Raw genomic sequence first — 20296 nt, 5'->3', positions numbered from 1 at the left:
TGGGGGCCGCTTAGTATTCCATACGCATGATGGCCGACACCGACCCACTGACGGGCAAAGGCCAGCGCATTTGGATGGTGTCCTGATTTGCGCCCTGCTCTAGCTCGACATAGGGCGTGGCATGAACGATCTGCCCGCCCGCATTTCTGAGCGGCCCCAACACCGTAACCGCATCGCATCCGCGTGCCTTGCCGCCAAAGGGCAACCGGCCGTCAGCAGGAATGGTCCAAACCGAAGATGCCGATTGTTGCGAGCGTCGGATCCGCAACGGGTTTTCCACCTTTGCGTTGATGCCATTGAACGTGTTGTCTTCGAAAATCACGTTCAGATGCGCCGAATGGTTCAGATCGGCAAAGCTGGTATCGACGCGGTCGGCCCGGTCGATACGACCGCTGCTTGACCTGAATTTGTTCCCGGTCACGACCACTCCGTTCAGATAGTGCCCGGCCCCATGAGGGCGAATGACGATCTGACTGAACCACGGCGCGACTTCGCTGGCATAAAAGATGTTGTCCGAAATTGTCATCGAACTGAAGGAATATCCGCTTGTGTAGACCGGGTTTGCATCCCGCTCGTTGGTCCATTCGACAAAGCAGTTGTCGACATAATTTTCGGAAATGGTCGAGCTGTTATAAGTCCCGGTCATGATCAGCCCGGCACTGCGGATACCCTGCGGAATGCTGTCACCCTGGAAAAAGTGGTTGCCTAAGATCAGGTTGTTGGATCCGGCCAACACAGCAAAATGCAGAAACCGCACGGCGCGATTGTGCCGTAGTTTGATATCGTTTGCATTGGCATTCAACGCGATGGATTTGCGGTCGGACACGTTGAAGGATTCTTCGGTCGACAGGAACTGGCAATTGTCGATCAGCATCCCCTGACATCCGGTCCCGTGCGAGCTGATGCCGCGATCTTTGGGCCGGCTGATAAAGCAATTCGTCACCGCGAAGGTACTGCCAGACGGCGCAAGCCGGATCGCACTGCTGCGGCCGTTGCACTGAAATTCGATCTCTTCCATGCCAAATTTGCGCAACGTACTGAAGCCGCTGAAGTCCAACAGGTATTTGAACGACTGGAACGTGAAGGTTTGCGTCCCCGCCGCATCAAAGAGCGGGTCATTCAGCCTGATCTCTCCGGCACCGACATCCTTGGAGCGCACATAGATTTCACGCCCAACACCATTGCCCTGCACCAGCGCGCCAACCGGAATGTTGGCGATGTTCTCCACATTGGTCAGCTTGGTCGAATCCGCCGGGTTGTAGGTTGCGACCGAGGTGAAGGTCTCGGTATCCCAGGCCGCGCTGCTTTTGACATCGAACTGCCCGTTACGGACGATGCGCCGGGTCGAAAAACCGCCCTGCCGGTTCGGAACGGCAGCGGCCATGTCAATTGGCGCTGTGACCGAGATTTTGCGCCCGCCCATATCCAGCGATTCATGATCCGAATTGTTCAACAACGCCTGAAACGCTTTTTTGAACGCAAGCTCCTCGTCCCCGAATGCTGCGATGTAAGCCGGTAGGTCGAAATTCTTTGTCAGCAACAGCATCTTGTCGTCGGGCATGTTGATAGTGCCCTCGAAATCTATCTCGGACGACATCGACGTGTTCTGCGCCAGAAAATAAGTGCCTTTCGGGACATAAATCCTGCGACCGCCAGCCGCCTGATCCGCTGCTTCGAACGCTACGGAATCGTCGACCACACCATCGCCGATTGCACCATAGTCACGCACGTCGACAGTGCTGATCATTTCGCGCAAGAAGATACTGGTGACATCGGTAATCTCGATATCATCGACCCGAATGACCGAACCATTGGCACCATCGATATTTAAGCCAAAATGCCCATAAAGCGCAGCAACGCCCCAGGGCATGTCGACGCCCGAGCGTTGACCATTGCCAACGATAGCTGTGATTTCATGGACGGTGCCATAGCCCGATAGCTGCGTGACCGGTCCCTGTTCGACCACACCGTTTACCTGCAGGTCACCTGCCCCGCCAGCCCAGGCCGCAATACGAACCTGCGGCAAGGGACCGCTGATGGCTTTGACACGTGCTTTAATTTGCAAATAGCATCCCGGGATCAGGGGCGTCTGTCCCATATAGCGAAGCTGTTGCGTGGCCTGCACTTTCAGGATTTCCAGACAGCCGCCGAAATCCGGGTCTGCCGGAACGAATGCCCCATTTGGTGCCCCGTTATAGGTTGGCGAACCCGGTGTCCCGTCGCCTCTGGACCAGACGCTCAGACCATTCGCAAAAGCAGGCGGCATGAAGACGATGCCGTCGGTGATTGCCTTGTTCATAGAAATCCCTTTCCCAATTGCGCGCAGCAGGTCACCGCGCGCACAAACCCAGTGTCCGGGGCTGCCCGAACGCAAAAGTCTGAGTACCGAATAGGGATTAACCGCCGCTCATATCACCGTGACGGTGGTGTTGCATCAAGCGGCCGGATCTGAGTTTCCCAGAAGTTGCACACCATTGATCTTCCAGCCGTTTTCCTGCTGAATCATCTGATAATCCAAAACGTGCAATTGCCCATTGCCATCCGTAATCATGACCTTCTGCCACAATGCGCCAGCAACCTCTCGCAGTTCCAGAAAGCGAACTTCGGCAGGTCTCCAAACCATGGGATAACCATTGCGGACCATGGCTCCGAAGTTCTCGGGCGTCCCAAAAAAGTTCTGGATGTTGGGACTTGCAAAGGTAAAGGCCGTGACAAAGTCATCCGCCTTAAACGCCTGTATTTGCGCCGCAATATTTGCCTCGATCTCGGCACTTTGGGCGAACGCGCCCGTGGCCAGTCCGGCACTGAGCGAAACAGCAAGTAGTAAACGACGCATGGGGCCACCTCCTGTTGAAAGAGTAGGCCCATGCGGTTTCAGGTCAAATCAGGCCAGATCCCCGGCCAAAGCCTTGTCGATCAATGCGATGGTTTCCGGCACGCCGTAAAGGGCAATAAACCCGCCAAAGCGTGGACCCTGCGAGGCACCCAGCAGCACCTCATAAAGCGCAGTGAACCAGCCGCGCATCGGGTCGAACCGTTCCCGCCCGATGGAATACACCACCGATTGCAGCGACTCGTCCTCGACCGGGCCATCGTACGCCTCAAGCGCGGCTTTCAGAGCCTCCAGCGCTTCGCGTTCCTGATCGGTCGGCGCGCGGTGCTGGCGGGTGGGTTTGACGAAATCGTTGAAGTAACGCACGGCAAAGCCAGCAGCCTGATCCAGATCCGGGTGCGTGTCGGGCGTGGCCTCGGGCGCATAACGACGGATAAAGCCCCACAGCGCCTCTTTGTCCTCGGCCCCGGACACAGACGCCAGGTTCAGCAGCATCGCGAATGGCACGATCAGGGTGGATTCCGGAACGTTCCCGCCATGAATGTGCCAGACGGGATTGTTCAGCTGTGCTTTCAGATCCTGTCCCGGATACGCCCTCAATTGCTGATGATATTCATCATATGCCTTCGGGATCACGTCGAAATGCATCCGCTTGGCCGTCTTGGGCTTTTGATACATGAAGTAAGTCAGGCTTTCGGTCGGCGCATAGGTCAGCCATTCGTCGATCGACACACCATTGCCCGAAGATTTGGAGATCTTCTGACCGTTTTCGTCCAGGAACAGTTCATACGAGAAATGCTCGGGCGCGCGGCCACCCAGCGCACGACAGATCGCGTCATAGATCTTTTCGTTCGTGGCGTGTTCCTTGCCGTACATCTCGAAATCAACGCCCAGCGCAGCCCAGCGCGCGCCGAAATCCGGCTTCCACTGCAGCTTGACGTGGCCGCCTGTGACAGGAACCGTCCATTCTTTACCGGTCTCATCGTCAAAGGTCACGGTGTAGGTCTCAGCACAGACCTTTTTCATCGGCACATACATGACCCGCCCGCTTTCGGGGTGCAGCGGCAGGAAGATCGAATAGGTCTGCTTACGTTCGTCCCGCAGGCTTTTGAGCATGATCGCCATGATCTCGTCATAACGCTCAACCGCACGCTTCAGGATCTCATCAAACCGTCCGGACTCGTAGAATTCCTTGGCCGAGTAGAATTCATACTCGAAACCAAACGTATCCAGAAAACGGCGCAGCATCGCGTTGTTATGTTCGCCAAAGCTGTCATGCGTGCCGAAGGGATCTGGCACCGAGGTCAGCGGGCGCTGCAAGTGCTGTTCCAGAATCTCGGGGTTTGGCACATTGGTTGGCACCTTGCGCATGCCGTCCAAATCATCCGAGAAACAGATCAGCTTCGTCGGGATGTCCGACAGCGCCTCGAACGCGCGTTTGACCATCGTCGTTCGCGCCACTTCGCCAAACGTGCCGATATGCGGCAGACCTGAGGGACCATAGCCCGTTTCAAACAGCACGTATCCCTTTTCCGGAGCACCTTTCTGATAGCGTTTGAGCAACCGGCGCGCCTCTTCAAAAGGCCAGGCCTTGGACGACATCGCGGTTTCACGCAGTTCAGACATCAGATTTGCTCCATCGGGAAAAACAGTGTCGGTCGCCCGATGCAACCGACCGACCCCTCCTATTGTGCCGGTGCAGCATGAGTCAATAAAGCGCGCTGTTTTTCCTGATGGAAAGGACGATTTAAGCTGTCAACTGGTCCAGTTTCGCAGCCCAGATAAAGTCATTTTCGCTGAGGCCGCCGATTTCGTGGGTCGTCAGTTTGACATCCACATATCCCCACCCGAAGCAGACATCCGGATGGTGCCCCTGCTGATCGGCCAACCAAGCGCAGAGATTTGCAAGATAGGTCGCCTTGGCAAAGCCTTTGAACTTGAAGTGCCGGCTCAGCATCTTTGCATCCACGTCCAGTTGCCAGTCGGACGAGAGCTCCGCAAAATGGGTGTTGGCCTCATCGCGAGTCAAAGCCGGGACGCCGCCGGAACAGGGCACACAAGTACGGTCCGACAGACTGCAGGTTTCTCCTGATGTGGTCATGATCCGTTTACTCCGCTGCGGTTGCTTTTTCCGGAAACTTGTTCGGCAGCAATCCAAGGGATTGAGCTTTGCGCACGTCCTGCAACAGGTCGCGCTCGGCAGCTGCAAACAACTCCTCAGGTGAGTTTAACACGAAATAGCCCATTTGGTGCATGTCGATCCGATAGGGCGTGCGCAGGATTGCCATAATGTCGAACGGGTCCCGATCGGGGATATCGCTCTCGACAGCATAGACAAGCTCGGTCGGCGAAGACGCAAGCCCTGAGCCCAGTGCCCTGATCTCACCATCCTGACGACGCAGACCAAATTCGATTGAGAACCAGTACAGTCGGATCAGCCAAGAGTAATCCTTGTCGCTGGCCTGTACCCCGGCCTTCCCAATGGCATGGCTGAAAGCCGCAAAGCGGGGATCGCTCAGCAGGGGCGTATGACCGAAAATCTCGTGAAAGATGTCAGGCTCTTCGATATAGTCGAAATCTTCGCGCGAGCGGATAAAGGATGCGGCGGGAAAGACCCTGTCCGCCAGCATGCCGAAAAAAGTCTTGAACCCGATCAGCGCAGGCACCGGTTGGACCCGCCAGCCGGTCATATCCAGAAGCCGTTCAGAGATATCGGCACAAGACGGCACGGTGGTTTTGGGCAGATCCAGTCTTTTCAACCCGTCCAGATAGTCCTGCGCCATATAGCGCTGAACATTTTCCTCTTGGGCTGCGTAAAGGTCGGCCCAAACCGCATCCTCTTCTGACGTGTACGCGATATGGCCGCGCGCATCGGCGATCTTGGCGATATATTTGGTCGACTTGGGCATCACTTTTTCTCCTTGTGAAGAGTTTACCCCCTTGGATTGAGAAAATTGGTTTATAGTCGCACATAAATCTGAAAGTTTTGGCAAATACATATCGCGGAGTGATTTTTTATGAAACAAACGCTTCAAGTTGCCGACATCGCCATTTTGCAAGAGCTTCAAATGGATGGCCGCCAGTCCATGCAGGACCTAGCAGATCGCACAGGGCTATCCGCGTCGCAGTGCTGGCGGCGAGTGCGCGACCTTGAGGCCACTGATATAATCTCTGGCTACACAGCGCAGGTGCGCGCCAAATCCGTTGGGCTGAACGCCATCGCCTATGTCCACGTGGCTTTGCGCGAACATCAAGAGGACAGCATCAATGCGTTCCTGCGCCTGATTGAAACCGAACCTCAGATCGTCGAGTGTGCCTCGATCACCGGAGATCATGATTTCATTCTGAAAGTCTACGCCAAAACCCCAGAGGAACTTGAGCACTTCATTATGCAGCGACTATTGAAATCCGGCCTTGTGCGCGACACACGCAGCAATTTTGTACTGCGGCAAACCAAAACGCGCGGTCCTTTGCCCATTCTCTAGCCTCGCCGAAGCGAAACCCGTTGAACCTGCCCGCTTGCCCACCTATCGTGCTGACGCAGAAAGCCTAATCAGGACGACACCATGACCGAACAAGTACCCCATCCAATGTCCCCACAGGATTGCCTTGTAGCGATCATGGTTGCAATCTCTGCGTCTGATGAGACCATCCGCACCGCTGAGCTGGTCAAGATCGAAGGCGCGGTCAATATGCTGCCGGTTTTTGCCGAGTATGACATCGACCGAACCCGCCGCGTTTCGCAAACTGTGTTTGACCTGTTTGAACAAGAAGACGGGCTGGATGCGCTGTTCGGCCTGATCCGTGACAACCTGCCCGAACGGCTGAACGAAACCGCCTATGCGCTGGCCTGTGATGTGGCCGCCGCCGACGGCTCGTTGGCGGAATCCGAGCTGCGCCTGCTTGAAGAAATTCGTTACGAGCTGAGCATTGATCGCCTGCATGCCGCCGCGATCGAACGCGGCGCTCGGGCACGTCACACTACCTGATCTTAGCTTCCGGCCATAGACCCCCAGCGCTCGATCAGTGCGCGTTGGAGTTTGCGCGAGCGATTGTTCCAGCTTCGCGCGCCTTGTGGTCGTTCGCGCTGCGCGCGCGGAATCGTGGCACGGTGGTCGACATCTGCAGTAAAAATCGCAAAGGCAAGTTCGGAACCGCCCGGCGCTGTGATGAAACCTCCAAGGCCGGATACGAAGTTCAACGTACCGGTTTTAGCATCAACCTTGATCGGGTGGTCTTGAACGGGCCGTCCCTGACTGTCCGCAAGGGTGAATTTTTTCAGCAAGGGTTTCAATGCGCCCGCCTGTTTCGCAGCAACCAGAGCTGTTACCAAATCTCCCGGTGCCATTCGGGACGCATCACCCAGGCCCGAGTGATCCACCATGGCGATCCCAGTCACACCGTATGTCTCGGTCGCCCAACGGTTCATCTCGGCCGCAGAATCCGCCAATGATTGCAAGTTGGCGCCGCGCGCTTGCGAGGCCGCCATACCAACCATCTCAGCCGTCAGGTTGGTCGAATACTTCAACATGCCGCGCAGTATACTATCCAGCGGGTCACTGTGATGCACCACAAGCAAGGTTCCCTTCGGTGTTTCGCGCATGACCTGCACGCGACCCAATTGGATCCCATTCGCGCGCGCCAGCGTCCTGAACACATCCCCCGCATAAAGCGCAGGCTTGCGCACCGGCAACCACCGCGCCCCACCAGTACCAAGCGCCCCTTGCGCCACGGTCCAGCGGTCCTGCCGCGCGCTGGATTCATAGGTGTAGATAGGCGCTTTTCGTTTCTCAATCTGCATAGAGGCCACATCGACCGACGGTTTGTACCGCGCGCTGCGCGCATCCATGGACACGTCATAGCGGGTACCATCACGTTTCCACTCAAAGTGCACCCGGTTGAAATTCAACGATATGCCACTGATTGAAGGACTATAGCCCAGATGATCCGGCTGCCCCGGATCGATACTGAACACATAAGGCAGCGCCCCCTCATAAACCTTGAACGCACCCTGAACTTCGGAAATCCCAGCCTCGCGCAAATTCGCCGCCAAATTGGCCAACGCATCGGTGTCCAGCAGCGGGTCGCCACCTCCCACAAGGATCAAGTCACCTTTCAGGATACCATTTTCGATCGGTCCATCCGCCATCAGGGCGGTCTCGAACCGGTAGTCCGACCCCAAGACATCCAACGCATAAAGAGCTGTCAGCGCCTTGGCCACGCTTGCCGGCGGCAGCCCCTGATCGCCGCTGAACTCTTCCAGCTGCGTGCCCGTTGTTGCATCCGCCACCGCGAACACCACCTCACCACGTAACCCGGCCGCTTGGACAAGTCGCTCGACCCCGGTCGGTACGTCGCCTCGCAATTGAGGGCGCAACGAGACCAAAGGCGCCTCGGCCAGCACAGCAGAAGGGATCAAAGCTGCCCCCAGCCCTGCTAAAAATCCACGTCGAGAAAATCGATCAGTCATAAGTCGAATAAAATCTCACAGATTAAATACGCACAACCACAGATATAGATTATGCGCGCATGGGGCTATTCCGGCAACACCTCAGCGCCCCAGCCACCGCGCTCCCGGATTTGGCTGGAACTTACATCGACCATCGGTACGTTCACGAAACACCACGCGGGCGCATCGGCGCGCCCCAGCAGACGCCGCGCCTGCCCATCTATGCGGTACTTGGCGTAAAGCCGCGCAGCAGGGGACATTCGCGCAGAAATCCGGTCGCCGGGGCGCGCAATCACACCGACAGGCACGCTGTCCATGATCAACCGCCAATTCTTCCACTTATGGAACTGCGCCAGATTATCCGCGCCCATGATCCAGACAAACCGCACTTTGGGATAAAGACGCCGCAGTTCGGCCAACGTATCCGCCGTGGCCCGCGTCCCAGTCTGCGCTTCGATATCCGTCACCTCGACCCCAGGGTGTTGCATCAGCCCACGCGCCGCCGCCATTCGCTGCGCAAGCGGCGCAGGCCCCCGCGCCTTCAAAGGGTTGCCCGGAGACACCAACCACCACACCCGATCCAGTCCAAACGCCTTCATCGCCTCAAGCGTGACATGCACATGCCCCTGGTGCGGCGGGTCAAACGACCCTCCGAACAGCCCGATGACCTGCCCGGGCCGCGCGTATGGAATACTAAAACGATCCATGCCTTGCTGATGTTCAGAACTGGACAACGTTGTCAATCAATCGGTCGAACCTCATCGCCCAGCTTGCCCCGCCCGGGCCGCAGCACTTCGGCGCACCATCCCCCATGGCCGCGCACGGCAGAGTACCCGCCTGTGCCCAGCGCCTCTTCCATCCGGCTGCAAGGCGCACAGATGATGGTGATGCGTAAAACGGCCTCCCCCACCTGCACCTCGCGCCCCTTGAGCGCCGCCAGATTGATCCCTGACACCACCAGATTGCGCCGTAGGATGTCCGGGGAGACGGCACCCCGCCCAAGATAGGATCCGATCGCCGCCAGATGTTCTTGCTGAATCAAAGTCACCGCCCGCTTGCCCGCGCGGCTGCGGTCGCCGTCGAGACCGTCATTGGAAATCACGACCTCGTTCACAACAACCATCTCCGACCGCCGCTCAGACCGAAGACCGATCCATTCAATATGACCCGGCTGCGACCAACCGGCAATGAGATCTTTTAAGGACAAAAAAGGCTCCGAGAATTTCACACCTCCCCTCATCTAGCAGTCTGGCCGTTCCCGAGGCAGCCGCTAATAGCAGCGCTGATTGATTTGTGAATTGGAGCCAAACATGCGCCCGACCATTCCCGAACCCAAAATCAAGCTTTACAAAGATGGGTTTGACGAACACGACAAACTCTCACGCAAACCCACCGGCGAAAAACTATCGGAACTGGTTGAGCGCGTCGACGACCCACTTGTGATTGCTTTGGACGGAGCGTGGGGGGGCGGCAAATCGTTATTCCTAAAGTGTTGGGTTGGAGAGCATCTGAAACGTGACGGGAACACGACTCAAACCGTTTATTTCGACGCGTTCGAACATGACTTTCTGGACGATCCTTTGATTGCGCTGACCGGAGCGATTGCCGAACGGTTCGAAGAAGCAGATGACAAAACCGCTCAGAAGGCTTGGAAAAAAGCCAAACAAGTCGCCCCCGCCCTCGGCCGCGCGCTTGTGCGCACTGGGGTTTCAGTGGCAACGGCGGGCCTCGTAACTCAGGCAGACGAATTGGCAGATGCCGCTATCAACACCGTTTCCAGCGAGCTAGACGGCGAAATAGCCGAGTTCTGGAAAAGAGAGAGCGGAAAACGCGTAGCTATGGAAGGTTTCCGTCAAGCACTTATTGATTTGACAGAACCAAACGAGGATGAAACCCCAACACGAAAACTCATCGTTGTAATTGACGAGTTGGACAGGTGCCGCCCGGACTATGCACTTTCGCTGCTGGAGATCATCAAGCACTTCTTCAACGTATCAGGCGTTCACTTCGTATTGGGGGTAAACCTATCGGAATTGGAGAACAGTGTTCGTGTACGGTATGGGAGCAAAGTAGATGCGGCGACTTATCTTCAGAAGTTCTACTCTATCGTTATGAAACTGCCGCGACGCATTCAGTACACTCAGGACTATGAACTCTACTTCCTTCACGCGTCTGGCCAAATGCAGATACCCAAATCCATTCACGAAATAACAGGTGCGTTGCTAAAGCTTTACAAAGGTCCGACACCTATGACCCCAAGGACTATTCAACGGATCCTGTCAGTTCTTGCCTTGCTTCCACCAAACAGGCCGCAACACATTTCAGACGAGATATTGGTCACTGCAGCAATCGTGAAGGTTTGCGCTCCTGGCGTGTACGAAGCGATGAGACGGAACGAGGTAACGGTACAAAACCTGCAACAGGTTTTTAGCTTTGGTTCGGACGAACAGCACCTGTGGAACCTTGTATTGAAGGCTGCTTCTGGAAGCCAAGTGGAATGGGGACCAGGCCAGCTATTGATATCCGAGTATCTCCTTCCAGAAACATGTGACGAATATCTGGAGGTCTTTGACTCTAGCGCACTGGAAATCAGATAGTGCCGTTGCAATCATCCGCGATTGCCCCCACCCAAAGCATCCGCTATCACACCGCCCAACTTGATTTCCCCGACCCAGAGGACGCGACATGGCCGCCTATCAATATGTCTACCACATGCAGGGTGTCTCCAAGACCTATCCCGGTGGCAAGAAGTGCTTTGAAAACATCCACCTGAGCTTTCTGCCCGGTGTGAAAATCGGTGTTGTAGGCGTCAACGGCGCGGGTAAATCGACGTTGATGAAGATCATGGCGGGCCTCGACAAGGACTTCACCGGCGAGGCCTGGGCCGCCGAGGGTGCCAAGGTCGGCTATCTGCCGCAGGAACCGAAACTGGATGAAACCCTCAGCGTTCGAGAAAACGTCATGCTAGGCGTGGCCGAAAAGAAGGCGATCCTTGATCGCTATAACGAACTGGCGATGAACTACAGCGACGAAACCGCTGATGAGATGGCCAAACTGCAGGACGAGATCGACAGCCAAAACCTGTGGGACCTCGACAGCCAGATCGACGTCTCGATGGAGGCGCTGCGCTGCCCAGCAGACGACGCCAACATCGCCAACCTGTCGGGCGGTGAGAAACGCCGGGTCGCGCTCTGCAAACTGCTGCTGCAGGCCCCCGACATGCTGCTGCTCGATGAACCGACCAACCACCTGGACGCCGAAACCATCGCCTGGCTGCAGCAACACCTGATCGACTACAAGGGCACTATCCTGATCGTCACCCACGACCGCTATTTCCTGGACAGCATCACCGGCTGGATCCTTGAACTCGACCGTGGTCGGGGCCTGCCTTACGAGGGCAACTACTCCGCATGGCTGGAACAAAAGGCCAAACGATTGGAACAGGAAGCCCGCGAGGACAAGTCCAAGCAGAAAACCCTGCAGCGCGAACTGGACTGGATGCGTCAGGGCCAAAAGGCCCGTCAGGCCAAATCCAAGGCCCGGATCAACGCCTACAACGAGCTGGCCGAACAGTCCGAACGCGAAAAGCTGACCCGCGCCCAGATCGTCATCCCCAACGGCCAGCGCCTTGGCGGCAAGGTGATCGAGGTCGAGGGTCTGTCGAAACACATGGGCGACAAGCAACTGATCGAAGGGCTGGACTTTGCCCTGCCCCCCGGCGGCATTGTCGGTGTAATCGGCCCCAACGGCGCCGGTAAATCGACCCTGTTCAAGATGCTCACCGGTCAGGAACAGCCCGATAGCGGCACCATCACGCTGGGCGACACGGTCGAGCTGTCTTATGTCGACCAGTCCCGCGACGACCTTGCCGACAGCGACACCGTGTGGGAGGCGATTACTGGCGGTGCCGAGATCATCCAACTGGGCGACGCGCAGGTCAATTCTCGCGCCTATTGCTCGTCCTTCAACTTCAAGGGCGGCGATCAGCAGAAGAAAGTCTCGTTGCTGTCCGGCGGTGAGCGCAACCGCGTCCACATGGCCCGCCTGCTGAAAGAGGGCGGCAACGTCCTGCTGCTCGATGAACCAACCAACGATCTGGACGTCGAAACCCTGCGTGCGTTGGAAGACGCGCTGGTCGATTTCGCCGGCTGCGCCGTGGTCATCTCGCACGACCGCTTTTTCCTGGACCGGATCTGCACGCATATTCTGGCGTTCGAGGGCGATGCCCATGTGGAATGGTTCGAGGGCAACTTTGAGGATTACGAAGAGGACAAAAAGCGCCGCCTTGGACCGGATGCGCTGGAGCCCAAGCGGTTGAAGCATAAGAAGTTTGCGCGGTAAGAACTTAGATTGAAGCCCGGAACCAACGTATTTGATTCCGGGCCTCAAATAGCCTGATTGAAATGAGTAACAACGTAGATATCGGTAATACGGTTTGACTGGCGTGTGCGGCTGTTATTCTAAGCTTCTCCAGACCATTTGTGAGCCTTAAGCAGCCGGTCGGAGTTCAGCCTCTCACAACACAAGTCACGTTGTCCGCGCGTTCTCGATCTGTGCCTTACAACAGTCTACGGAAGTCAGTTACTTTTGCGACTGGCCGACTGGCTGTTGGTTTTCACCACTCCGAACCTGCTTCTCGTTCAGAACATCTCCAAAAAGCACAGTCAGTTCCTTTTTGTTAACCGCTCCAGAGTTCGCAATTTGCGTTTTCCCGGCAAGCTCTTTTGGCACCGAATTTTCCTGCTCCGCTGATTTGAAAATGTGGTCTAAGATCGACTTGAAAAACATATCTTTCACCGTGCGTGTTGGGTTTCTCGAAATTGTTAAAACTGAATATTCGTTGCAATGTTCCGCTGCGGGCCGATCCGAGCGTGCGGTGGACGTCGGCTCAAGGACCGTGTTTCCGTGAGTGGCCACCCGCAGCGGTGCAGCGTACATATGAAAGAATGATCAAGTGCCAACGGGGAAGAAATCCGCGTTCTGCGTCATTTTTGAACAGCCAGTCAAAAAGTCTTTTTGTGATGTGGCTTTGCGAACTAAAGCTCATGCCACCGCCCCTATCGTGACGTTACGGCACTATTTTTTGCTGATAGTTTTAAGTGCTTCTTTTGCGGATTGTCGGGGTTCTAAACTTAGGTTCTGCAGAGGAGTGATGGGTGAAATCACCCATCCTACGGTTCGACAATCTCCCTTTTGGTGGCGATGCCACTCCATTCCAGATCAACGCGACCCGCACCAATATCGTGGTGAATGGACGAATTCGGCCTATGGGTTGGAAGCTCTAAAAACCGTGTTTGACAGGATTACCCCAGCAATGTGCCATGTGATTACGAAAATCTCGCTCATCACGGATCCAGTGCTCCGAAAACCTGCGTTGCCAAATCCCACGTTTCTATTCGACAACTTTCGACCCGCCCCGCGGACCGAATACGCCGACACCCCGTACAAACCGAATTTTGGTCAACCGCCACCGTGTCGAATAATCCACATCTCCCGGCGGCAAGGTTCAAACCGCGTGCCGATGATCCGGCAACACAACAAACGCGTCACCACAAAGGCCGCGCGCAATTGCTCCAACTCGCGTACTAACAAATCCGATAATCGATCGGCCAGAGACGCGGCAAAAAAGTACTTGGCTCCGGGAATGCGGATGCGGCAGTGATTGCTCATGCTGCAACCTGATCACAGGCTTGGTTGGAGTTTTCTAGATGCCCACTCAGCGCACAGATCGCATGGCCTTTCCTTATCAAAGACCGCTGAACCAATAGCCAAACCCATCGGCGGATTCTTGTGCAAATCGGGAAACTGGCCCTCAAACCCTTGTACGAAACGCACAAAATCCCTTGTCACACGCCCACCCCGATGCCATATCAATGGGGCTTACGTTTTTCTATTTCGACCCACTGTCACCGTTTCCGGCGCTCAGTCTATCGATACAGACAACGACGCCGGGCTGCCGCAACTCCGTGGGCAGCACTAAACAGGAGACAACGGATATGCCCACAGGCACCGTAAAATGGTTCAACACCACCAAAGGTTTTGGCTTTATCGCACCTGAGGATGGCGGCAAAGACATCTTCGTTCACATCTCGGCTGTCGAGCGTTCGGGCCTGACCGGTCTGGCCGACAACCAGAAAGTCACGTACGAGCTGCGCGCTGGTCGTGACGGCCGCGAAAGCGCCGACGATATCGCACTGGCCTAAGGCCATGAAAGGGCAGAGGTTACCTCTGCCCTTTTCACATCACGCGGGACAAAACTGCAACACAAGTGTGTCCCTGCGATTACATCACAATACGGTTACTCTTGGCAGATGATTGACCAGATCGGTTATCATTCCGACACTGGTTTACGATTTTCCTGTTGTCCTTAAGAGAACCGATATGTTCACACGTCGCACTTTCCTTGCAGCATCTGCTGCCGCTGGCCTGACACCCGGTATTGCTTCGGCCAAGAAGAAAGCCGTTGAATACGACCCCACGCCCCAGTTCGTTCGGGTCAAGAAACAATTTCTGCCGGGGCAGCTTCTGGTCGCGCCACGGTCCTTCTACCTGTATCTCATCACAGAACCGCGCAAGGCGATCCGCTATGGGTGCGGCGTTGGCAAGGCAGGTTTGGAATTCACCGGCACAGCCACGATCGACGTCAAGAAAGAGTGGCCGACATGGCGCCCCACGAACGAGATGATCGAACGTGAACCGCTGACTTACGCCAAGTTCAAGGACAATGATTATGTTCAACCGGGCGGAGATGGAAACCCGCTGGGGGCACGCGCGCTCTACCTGTTTCAGAATGGGGTCGACACCTATTTCCGTATCCACGGCACGACGCAACCGCAAACCATCGGGCGCGCGGCCTCAAACGGATGCATTCGGATGCTGAACGCCCATGTCATCGACTTGTATGAGCGTGTACCGGTGGGAACTGTGGTCACGGTTGTCTGAGGCGGTCACGACCCGGACCAGTCTACGTCCGTCGCCTCTTCGATCTGCAACAACCCGTCCGGCCAAGGTTGCGCCAGAGCCTTGGCGTCGTCCTCGGTTCCTGTAACCCATGTCTGAATGTCGGCAGGTTGCAGCAGGACGCCCATTCGATGGTGTATCGGCTCCAGATCAGCATTAGGTGGGCAGGTCACAGCTGCAAACTGGTCAACCCGCAGACCGCCCGGAGCCTGCCAACTGTCGGTGATCGCAGCGAAGAACAGAGGTGAGCCATCCGCCGAGGCGATGCGCCATGCTGTTTTTCGACGTTTTTCGCCTATCCACTCGTACCACCCGTCGACTGGAACAACGGCTCGGCCAACGCCATCGAAGGCGGTTTTGTCAAAGACGGTTTCGGATCGGGCGTTGATTATGGTTTCCATCACCGGTCGACCGCGCGCATTGACGCGCCCAACCGGGATCATGCCCCAACGCATGGGCGTCAGACCTTGGGTAGTCAGAACGATCAGTTCCTGACCCGGTTGAATGTTCCTTCGCGGCGGCTGTGGGTCCACGTCACACTGGACATTCAAAAACTGGGCGATCTCAGACATTGGCCGTGTCAGAAAAAATCGCCCGGGCATCTTCTCAATCCTGCTTGGTCGAGGTTTCGACCAGCTCCAGCACGTAAGGCCCAAGCGCTGCTACAATCCGCGCCACGCCTTCTTTGTTGGGGTGAATTCCGTCCGGTTGCATGAACTGCCGGACTGCGCTCGGGTCGCCGTTTGGCTGCAACCCTTCAAAAAAGCTTTCCGCAAACACAAGCTGATATGCCTTGGCCAGATCCGGGTACATCGCATCAAAGGCCTGCTTGTAATCGACCCCGTAATTCCCCGGTGCCTGCATTCCGATCAGCAACACCTCAACCTCCGCCGCCCGGGCGGAGGTTACGATTGTCTCAAGGTGCGCGCGCGAGACAGCCGGGTCGATACCGCGCAGCAGATCGTTGCCGCCCAGCGCTACGATCATCGCGTCCACGTCAGGTGTAAGCGTCCAATCCACACGGGCCGCGCCGCCAGCTGTCGTATCCCCGGAAACTCCGGCATTGATCAATTGCACGTCTGCGCCCTGATCCTTCAGCCATTGATCCAACTGTGGTACGAACCCGTCCTGTTCCGGCAGCCCGTATCCTTGTGTCAGCGAGTCCCCGAGGGCCGCGATGACCAACGGTTCCGCTGTGGCGGCAAAGCCGCAACACGCAAACAGTAAAGCCATCAGAGCCTTGCGCATTTTTTGAACAACTCCATATCCCAAAATGACCGTCTCCTTTTGGACGTACTTATGACGACACCAGTTCTTTCGCTCCAAAATGCCGCTTTGTCGCTGGATGGCAATGCCGGCCGGGTCAATATCCTGCACGATATTACCCTGACCGTCGCCAAAGGCGAAACGCTTGGGCTTGTCGGACCGTCCGGGTCCGGCAAATCCTCGCTGTTGATGCTGATGGGCGGGTTGGAACAGGCAAGCGCGGGCAAGATCACAGCCCTTGGCCAGGATCTGACTGGCATGGATGAGGATTCTCTGGCCCGTTTCAGACGCAATGCGATGGGGGTCGTCTTTCAGAACTTTCATCTGATCCCAACAATGACCGCCCTGGAAAATGTGGCCACGCCGCTGGAATTGGCCGGACACAAGGATGCGTTTCAACGCGCTGCGGCAGAACTTGACGCGGTTGGCCTGTCGCACCGCCGCGATCATTATCCGGCGCAATTGTCGGGCGGCGAACAACAACGCGTTGCGCTGGCCCGGGCCGCCGCGCCGCGTCCGCAAATTTTGCTGGCGGATGAACCGACAGGAAATCTGGACGAAACGAACGGCGCGGCTATCGTCGATTTATTGTTCGGCCTGCGCGACAAACACGGCGCCACTCTGGTGCTTGTAACCCACAGTCATAGTCTGGCGCGCAAGTGCGATCGGGTTGTACGCTTGCGCGACGGGCGAATTTCGGAAGACAGCCAGCAAAAGGCTGCGGAATGAGCTTTCGGCTGGCCGGGCGTCTGGCACGCCGTGAACTTCGGGGCGGGCTGCATGGGTTTCGCGTTTTCCTCGCGTGTCTTGCGCTGGGTGTCGCCGCAATCGCAGCAGTTGGATCGGTGCGCCACGCGATCCAAGCTGGATTGGCCGAAGAAGGCGCGGCCCTGTTGGGCGGGGATGCGCAACTGGAATTCACCTACCGATTTGCCACAGATGACGAACGCGCCTGGATGGACCAGACCGGGACAGCTGTCTCTGAAGTGGTCGATTTTCGCTCTATGGCTGTTGCTGATCAGGGCGCTGAAACGCAACGCGCGCTGACACAGGTTAAATCAGTCGACGACACCTACCCGTTATTGGGGTCTCCGGTTTTGAAGCCTGCAATGCCCCTGTCGGTGGCTTTAGGGACACATCAAGGTCTTCCCGGCGCGGTAATGGATCCGTCGCTGATTGACCGGTTGGGTCTTTCCGTCGGAGATCGCTTTGCACTGGGGACGCAAGAATTCATCCTGACCGCCGCATTGATCCATGAACCGGACGGGGCGGCAGATGGCTTTGGTCTGGGCCCTCGCACGCTGGTGCGGACCGAAGACTTGCAAGCATCCGGCCTGTTGGCACCGGGAACCCTGTTTTCCACCAAATACCGCCTAGCCCTGCCATCAGGAACCGAGCTGCAATATCTAGCGGTAGAAGCGCGTCAGAACTTTGAGGGTACCGGTATGCGCTGGACCGACGCGCGCAACGGTGCGCCGGGGATTGCCGAGTTTGTCGGGCGGCTCAGCGCATTTCTGGTTCTGGTCGGGTTGTCGGGCCTTGCAGTCGGCGGTATCGGAGTATCGGCGGCTGTGCGCGCCTATCTGTCGCAAAAGACCGAGACTATCGCGACATTGCGCACTCTGGGCGCTGACAGGGCGACAATTTTCCAAACTTATATGATCCAGATCGGTGTCCTGTCGGGGATCGGGATCTTGCTGGGCCTTGCCTTGGGCGGGTTGCTGCCGCTGCTGCTGGCCCCCTTGATTGAAGCCCGGTTGCCTGTACCCGCGGTTTTCTCATTTTATCCGGCACCGCTTGCCGAAGCAGCGTTGTACGGTTTACTGACGGCCTTTCTGTTCACGCTCTGGCCCCTTGCCCGCACCGAAGACGTCCGCGCAGCGACCCTGTTTCGGGATGCTCTGACCTCGGCACGTGCGGTTCCACGAGGGGTGTACCTCATCGCAACTGGTTCCGGCCTCGCGCTGCTGATCGCGTCAGCTGCCTGGTTCAGCGGCTCGGCGCGCCTGACGTTCTGGACCGCCGGAGGGTTGGTGGGCGCGTTGCTGCTGCTGTCCGCTGCGGCCTATGCGGTGCGCCGGCTGGCTCGGCTTAGCGCCCCATCAGCGCGCGGGCGTCCGGCCCTTCGGTGGGCCTTGTCGGCCATTTCCGACCCTCGCGAGGGCGCTGCATCCGTTGTACTGTCTCTGGGTCTTGGGCTTTCGGTTCTGGCGGCCGTTGGGCAGATCGACGGCACCTTGCGCAATGCAATTTCCGGCAACTTGCCGGACGTTGCCCCGTCTTACTTTTTCGTCGACATCCAGAAGGACCAAATGCCGGGTTTTAACGACAGGTTAACCACCGACCCCGGCGTCAGCCGGATCGAAAGCGCACCGATGCTGCGCGGGATCATAACGCAGATCAACGACAAGCCCGCCCGCGAAGTGGCAGGCGATCATTGGGTACTGGATGGCGACCGGGGCATCACCTATTCCGTCCGGCCACCTGATAACGCGCGCATAACCTCGGGCGAATGGTGGGCCGAAGACTATACCGGTACCCCGCAGGTGAGTTTCGCAGCCGAGGAGGCGGAAGAAATGGGCCTTAAACTCGGCGACCAATTGACCGTGAATATTTTGGGCCGGGACATTACCGCAGAACTTACATCAACGCGCGAGGTTGATTTTTCAAACGCAGGTATGGGCTTTATCATGTCCATGAACCCATCGGCCCTTGCAGGTGCCCCGCACAGCTTTATCGCGACGGTCTATGCCGAAGAACAGGCCGAAACTGCAATTCTGCGCGATTTGGCCGGGAAGTTCCCCAACATAACGGCGATCCGGGTGCGCGACGCGATTGACCGCGTCTCGGGCCTGCTGGCGGGCATCGCAGCGGCAACGTCATACGGCGCGGGTATTTCTCTGCTGACCGGCTTCTTGGTCCTTATCGGTGCTGCCGCGGCCGGGGAACCCGCGCGCCGATATGAGGCCGCGATCCTCAAAACACTGGGCGCGGACCGGCGGCGCATCCTGTTCAGCTTTGCCCTGCGCGCCGCGCTGTTGGGCGCGGCTGCTGGTGGCGTTGCGCTACTGACCGGCATCCTAGGTGGGTGGGCCGTTGCCACCTATATTTTCGACACGAAATTCTCGGTGATCTGGCCGTCTGCAATCGGAATTGTTCTGGCTGGCATCATCGTGACACTTGGCGCGGGGCTGATCTTTGCCCTGCGTCCCCTGGCCGTCCGCCCTGCCCGCATCCTGCGTGCCAGCGATTAACCTGCACGCTCGCAGGCAACCGGTTGCAGGATCTGCAGCAAAGGATCGTTGTCGCAGATCAGGGCTTCCAGCGTAATCTCGTCCAGTGAGGCATAGAAGACCTCAGCCGCGTCCTGAAGCGCCATCCGCAATCGACATGCATCCGTCAATGGGCAGGTGTTGTCGGCATCCGCAAAACACTCGGCCAGCGGCAGGTTGCCTTCGACATCACGAAACACCGATCCGATCCGGATCTGTTCGGCCGACCGGGCCAATATCATACCGCCGTTGCGACCGCGCTGAGTACTTAGATAGTCCAATTGGCTGAGCTGATTGATGACCTGTGCCAGATGGTTCTCGGAAATATTGCAGACTTCGGCAATCTCGGACTTGGTAACCAGCCTATCCTGATGCGCTGCACAATACATCAGCAGCCGTACCGCAATGTTCGTCCGTTTGGTTATCCGCATCGTGACCTCCCAAGTTTCAAGATGCAGACTTATTGCATGTCCGGCATAAAAGCGGTTTGACATACATCAATCGTCAGGAAAGGAC

The 20296-nt window shown here is 57.0% G+C and carries 22 protein-coding genes; 9 read left to right on the top strand and 13 right to left on the bottom strand.

The window, feature by feature from the left end; translation table 11 throughout:
* Positions 1–10 precede the first annotated feature (10 nt).
* From AC2FFH_RS13485 to phhA, 5 genes are all read right to left on the bottom strand, one after another.
* Complete coding sequence (locus AC2FFH_RS13485; protein WP_496844588.1) at positions 11–2299, bottom strand: glycosyl hydrolase family 28-related protein; 2289 nt, start codon at positions 2297–2299, stop codon at positions 11–13.
* Between the two features lie 135 nt (positions 2300–2434).
* Positions 2435–2836 carry a DUF4864 domain-containing protein gene (locus tag AC2FFH_RS13480; protein WP_496778854.1) on the bottom strand — a complete coding sequence of 134 codons (402 nt, stop codon included), beginning with the start codon at positions 2834–2836 and terminating at the stop codon, positions 2435–2437.
* Positions 2837–2884: 48 nt separating this feature from the next.
* Positions 2885–4459 (bottom strand): lysine--tRNA ligase, encoded by a 1575-nt coding sequence (locus AC2FFH_RS13475; protein WP_496844587.1) that lies wholly within the window; start codon positions 4457–4459, stop codon positions 2885–2887.
* Between the two features lie 121 nt (positions 4460–4580).
* A complete protein-coding gene (locus AC2FFH_RS13470) occupies positions 4581–4934 on the bottom strand; it encodes a 4a-hydroxytetrahydrobiopterin dehydratase (RefSeq protein ID WP_496725901.1) in 354 nt (117 codons plus the stop codon).
* A gap of 7 nt (positions 4935–4941) precedes the next feature.
* Positions 4942–5742 (bottom strand): phenylalanine 4-monooxygenase, encoded by an 801-nt coding sequence (gene phhA / locus AC2FFH_RS13465; protein WP_496767398.1) that lies wholly within the window; start codon positions 5740–5742, stop codon positions 4942–4944.
* A 108-nt stretch (positions 5743–5850) separates the two neighbouring features.
* On the opposite strand from phhA, the gene AC2FFH_RS13460 reads away from it, so the two are divergent.
* Positions 5851–6318, top strand: a complete 468-nt coding sequence (locus tag AC2FFH_RS13460) for an Lrp/AsnC family transcriptional regulator (RefSeq protein ID WP_496767400.1) — start codon at positions 5851–5853, stop codon at positions 6316–6318.
* An 81-nt stretch (positions 6319–6399) separates the two neighbouring features.
* The gene (locus tag AC2FFH_RS13455; protein ID WP_058273455.1) at positions 6400–6822 is read left to right on the top strand and encodes a tellurite resistance TerB family protein; all 423 of its coding nucleotides are present in this window, start codon (positions 6400–6402) and stop codon (positions 6820–6822) included.
* 2 nt (positions 6823–6824) lie between these two features.
* On the opposite strand, the gene dacB is transcribed toward AC2FFH_RS13455, so the two are convergent.
* The 3 genes from dacB to AC2FFH_RS13440 all read right to left on the bottom strand — a co-directional run bounded on the left by dacB (position 6825) and on the right by AC2FFH_RS13440 (position 9405).
* A complete protein-coding gene (dacB, locus tag AC2FFH_RS13450) occupies positions 6825–8303 on the bottom strand; it encodes a D-alanyl-D-alanine carboxypeptidase/D-alanyl-D-alanine endopeptidase (protein ID WP_496725898.1) in 1479 nt (492 codons plus the stop codon).
* A gap of 65 nt (positions 8304–8368) precedes the next feature.
* On the bottom strand, positions 8369–8989 hold the full coding sequence (locus tag AC2FFH_RS13445; RefSeq protein WP_496767402.1) for a nicotinate-nucleotide adenylyltransferase: 621 nt from the start codon (positions 8987–8989) through the stop codon (positions 8369–8371).
* A 32-nt stretch (positions 8990–9021) separates the two neighbouring features.
* Positions 9022–9405, bottom strand: a complete 384-nt coding sequence (locus AC2FFH_RS13440; protein ID WP_496734444.1) for an MOSC domain-containing protein — start codon at positions 9403–9405, stop codon at positions 9022–9024.
* 187 nt (positions 9406–9592) lie between these two features.
* Between AC2FFH_RS13440 and AC2FFH_RS13435 the strand changes: the two genes are divergently transcribed.
* Together AC2FFH_RS13435 and ettA are read left to right on the top strand one after the other, a co-directional pair.
* The gene (locus AC2FFH_RS13435) at positions 9593–10879 is read left to right on the top strand and encodes a KAP family P-loop NTPase fold protein (protein ID WP_496767406.1); all 1287 of its coding nucleotides are present in this window, start codon (positions 9593–9595) and stop codon (positions 10877–10879) included.
* 88 nt (positions 10880–10967) lie between these two features.
* The gene (gene ettA / locus AC2FFH_RS13430) at positions 10968–12623 is read left to right on the top strand and encodes an energy-dependent translational throttle protein EttA (RefSeq protein WP_496738966.1); all 1656 of its coding nucleotides are present in this window, start codon (positions 10968–10970) and stop codon (positions 12621–12623) included.
* A gap of 240 nt (positions 12624–12863) precedes the next feature.
* Here the strand turns inward: ettA and AC2FFH_RS13425 are convergent, their stop codons facing one another.
* Positions 12864–13220, bottom strand: a complete 357-nt coding sequence (locus tag AC2FFH_RS13425; protein WP_496844583.1) for a hypothetical protein — start codon at positions 13218–13220, stop codon at positions 12864–12866.
* 218 nt (positions 13221–13438) lie between these two features.
* On the opposite strand from AC2FFH_RS13425, the gene AC2FFH_RS13420 reads away from it, so the two are divergent.
* Positions 13439–13567 (top strand): hypothetical protein, encoded by a 129-nt coding sequence (locus AC2FFH_RS13420; protein ID WP_496767410.1) that lies wholly within the window; start codon positions 13439–13441, stop codon positions 13565–13567.
* Between the two features lie 175 nt (positions 13568–13742).
* Here AC2FFH_RS13420 and AC2FFH_RS13415 read toward each other — a convergent pair whose 3' ends face one another.
* Complete coding sequence (locus AC2FFH_RS13415; RefSeq protein ID WP_496738963.1) at positions 13743–13952, bottom strand: hypothetical protein; 210 nt, start codon at positions 13950–13952, stop codon at positions 13743–13745.
* A gap of 326 nt (positions 13953–14278) precedes the next feature.
* Here AC2FFH_RS13415 and AC2FFH_RS13410 point away from each other — a divergent pair, with 326 nt between their 5' ends.
* Positions 14279–14485 carry a cold-shock protein gene (locus AC2FFH_RS13410; protein WP_058273677.1) on the top strand — a complete coding sequence of 69 codons (207 nt, stop codon included), beginning with the start codon at positions 14279–14281 and terminating at the stop codon, positions 14483–14485.
* A 178-nt stretch (positions 14486–14663) separates the two neighbouring features.
* The gene (locus AC2FFH_RS13405) at positions 14664–15224 is read left to right on the top strand and encodes a L,D-transpeptidase (protein ID WP_058278724.1); all 561 of its coding nucleotides are present in this window, start codon (positions 14664–14666) and stop codon (positions 15222–15224) included.
* 5 nt (positions 15225–15229) lie between these two features.
* Here AC2FFH_RS13405 and AC2FFH_RS13400 read toward each other — a convergent pair whose 3' ends face one another.
* Both AC2FFH_RS13400 and AC2FFH_RS13395 read right to left on the bottom strand, forming a co-directional pair.
* The gene (locus AC2FFH_RS13400) at positions 15230–15844 is read right to left on the bottom strand and encodes an SOS response-associated peptidase (protein WP_496767412.1); all 615 of its coding nucleotides are present in this window, start codon (positions 15842–15844) and stop codon (positions 15230–15232) included.
* Between the two features lie 4 nt (positions 15845–15848).
* Entirely contained in the window at positions 15849–16475 is a 627-nt protein-coding gene (locus AC2FFH_RS13395; RefSeq protein WP_496725891.1) for an arylesterase, read from the bottom strand.
* A 66-nt stretch (positions 16476–16541) separates the two neighbouring features.
* Here AC2FFH_RS13395 and AC2FFH_RS13390 point away from each other — a divergent pair, with 66 nt between their 5' ends.
* Together AC2FFH_RS13390 and AC2FFH_RS13385 are read left to right on the top strand one after the other, a co-directional pair.
* The gene (locus AC2FFH_RS13390) at positions 16542–17237 is read left to right on the top strand and encodes an ABC transporter ATP-binding protein (RefSeq protein ID WP_496706040.1); all 696 of its coding nucleotides are present in this window, start codon (positions 16542–16544) and stop codon (positions 17235–17237) included.
* Positions 17234–19762: an ABC transporter permease gene (locus tag AC2FFH_RS13385; protein ID WP_496844579.1), complete on the top strand. Its 2529-nt coding sequence runs from the start codon at positions 17234–17236 to the stop codon at positions 19760–19762. Before AC2FFH_RS13390 ends, AC2FFH_RS13385 begins: the two co-directional genes overlap by 4 nt.
* Here AC2FFH_RS13385 and AC2FFH_RS13380 read toward each other — a convergent pair.
* Complete coding sequence (locus AC2FFH_RS13380) at positions 19759–20211, bottom strand: RrF2 family transcriptional regulator (RefSeq protein WP_496844577.1); 453 nt, start codon at positions 20209–20211, stop codon at positions 19759–19761. The two genes, AC2FFH_RS13385 and AC2FFH_RS13380, sit on opposite strands and share 4 nt — an antisense overlap.
* Positions 20212–20296 lie beyond the last annotated feature (85 nt).

The organism is Ruegeria sp. YTSC003 (assembly GCF_059609785.1).
This window is presented reverse-complemented; position numbering and strand designations above follow the sequence as displayed.

Excerpts from the sequence above, each read along its gene's own strand:
- AC2FFH_RS13445 (WP_496767402.1), bottom strand. The coding sequence starts at position 8,989 with ATGGATCGTTTTAGTATTCCATACGCGCGGCCCGGGCAGGTCATCGGG.
- AC2FFH_RS13440 (WP_496734444.1), bottom strand. The coding sequence starts at position 9,405 with ATGGTTGTTGTGAACGAGGTCGTGATTTCCAATGACGGTCTCGACGGC.
- AC2FFH_RS13475 (WP_496844587.1), bottom strand. The coding sequence starts at position 4,459 with ATGTCTGAACTGCGTGAAACCGCGATGTCGTCCAAGGCCTGGCCTTTT.
- ettA (WP_496738966.1), top strand. The coding sequence starts at position 10,968 with ATGGCCGCCTATCAATATGTCTACCACATGCAGGGTGTCTCCAAGACC.
- AC2FFH_RS13470 (WP_496725901.1), bottom strand. The coding sequence starts at position 4,934 with ATGACCACATCAGGAGAAACCTGCAGTCTGTCGGACCGTACTTGTGTG.
- AC2FFH_RS13395 (WP_496725891.1), bottom strand. The coding sequence starts at position 16,475 with ATGGCTTTACTGTTTGCGTGTTGCGGCTTTGCCGCCACAGCGGAACCG.
- AC2FFH_RS13380 (WP_496844577.1), bottom strand. The coding sequence starts at position 20,211 with ATGCGGATAACCAAACGGACGAACATTGCGGTACGGCTGCTGATGTAT.
- AC2FFH_RS13400 (WP_496767412.1), bottom strand. The coding sequence starts at position 15,844 with ATGCCCGGGCGATTTTTTCTGACACGGCCAATGTCTGAGATCGCCCAG.
- AC2FFH_RS13435 (WP_496767406.1), top strand. The coding sequence starts at position 9,593 with ATGCGCCCGACCATTCCCGAACCCAAAATCAAGCTTTACAAAGATGGG.
- AC2FFH_RS13385 (WP_496844579.1), top strand. The coding sequence starts at position 17,234 with ATGAGCTTTCGGCTGGCCGGGCGTCTGGCACGCCGTGAACTTCGGGGC.
- AC2FFH_RS13460 (WP_496767400.1), top strand. The coding sequence starts at position 5,851 with ATGAAACAAACGCTTCAAGTTGCCGACATCGCCATTTTGCAAGAGCTT.
- AC2FFH_RS13410 (WP_058273677.1), top strand. The coding sequence starts at position 14,279 with ATGCCCACAGGCACCGTAAAATGGTTCAACACCACCAAAGGTTTTGGC.
- AC2FFH_RS13480 (WP_496778854.1), bottom strand. The coding sequence starts at position 2,836 with ATGCGTCGTTTACTACTTGCTGTTTCGCTCAGTGCCGGACTGGCCACG.
- AC2FFH_RS13425 (WP_496844583.1), bottom strand. The coding sequence starts at position 13,220 with ATGTACGCTGCACCGCTGCGGGTGGCCACTCACGGAAACACGGTCCTT.
- AC2FFH_RS13455 (WP_058273455.1), top strand. The coding sequence starts at position 6,400 with ATGACCGAACAAGTACCCCATCCAATGTCCCCACAGGATTGCCTTGTA.
- AC2FFH_RS13485 (WP_496844588.1), bottom strand. The coding sequence starts at position 2,299 with ATGAACAAGGCAATCACCGACGGCATCGTCTTCATGCCGCCTGCTTTT.
- AC2FFH_RS13415 (WP_496738963.1), bottom strand. The coding sequence starts at position 13,952 with ATGAGCAATCACTGCCGCATCCGCATTCCCGGAGCCAAGTACTTTTTT.
- AC2FFH_RS13405 (WP_058278724.1), top strand. The coding sequence starts at position 14,664 with ATGTTCACACGTCGCACTTTCCTTGCAGCATCTGCTGCCGCTGGCCTG.
- phhA (WP_496767398.1), bottom strand. The coding sequence starts at position 5,742 with ATGCCCAAGTCGACCAAATATATCGCCAAGATCGCCGATGCGCGCGGC.
- dacB (WP_496725898.1), bottom strand. The coding sequence starts at position 8,303 with ATGACTGATCGATTTTCTCGACGTGGATTTTTAGCAGGGCTGGGGGCA.
- AC2FFH_RS13390 (WP_496706040.1), top strand. The coding sequence starts at position 16,542 with ATGACGACACCAGTTCTTTCGCTCCAAAATGCCGCTTTGTCGCTGGAT.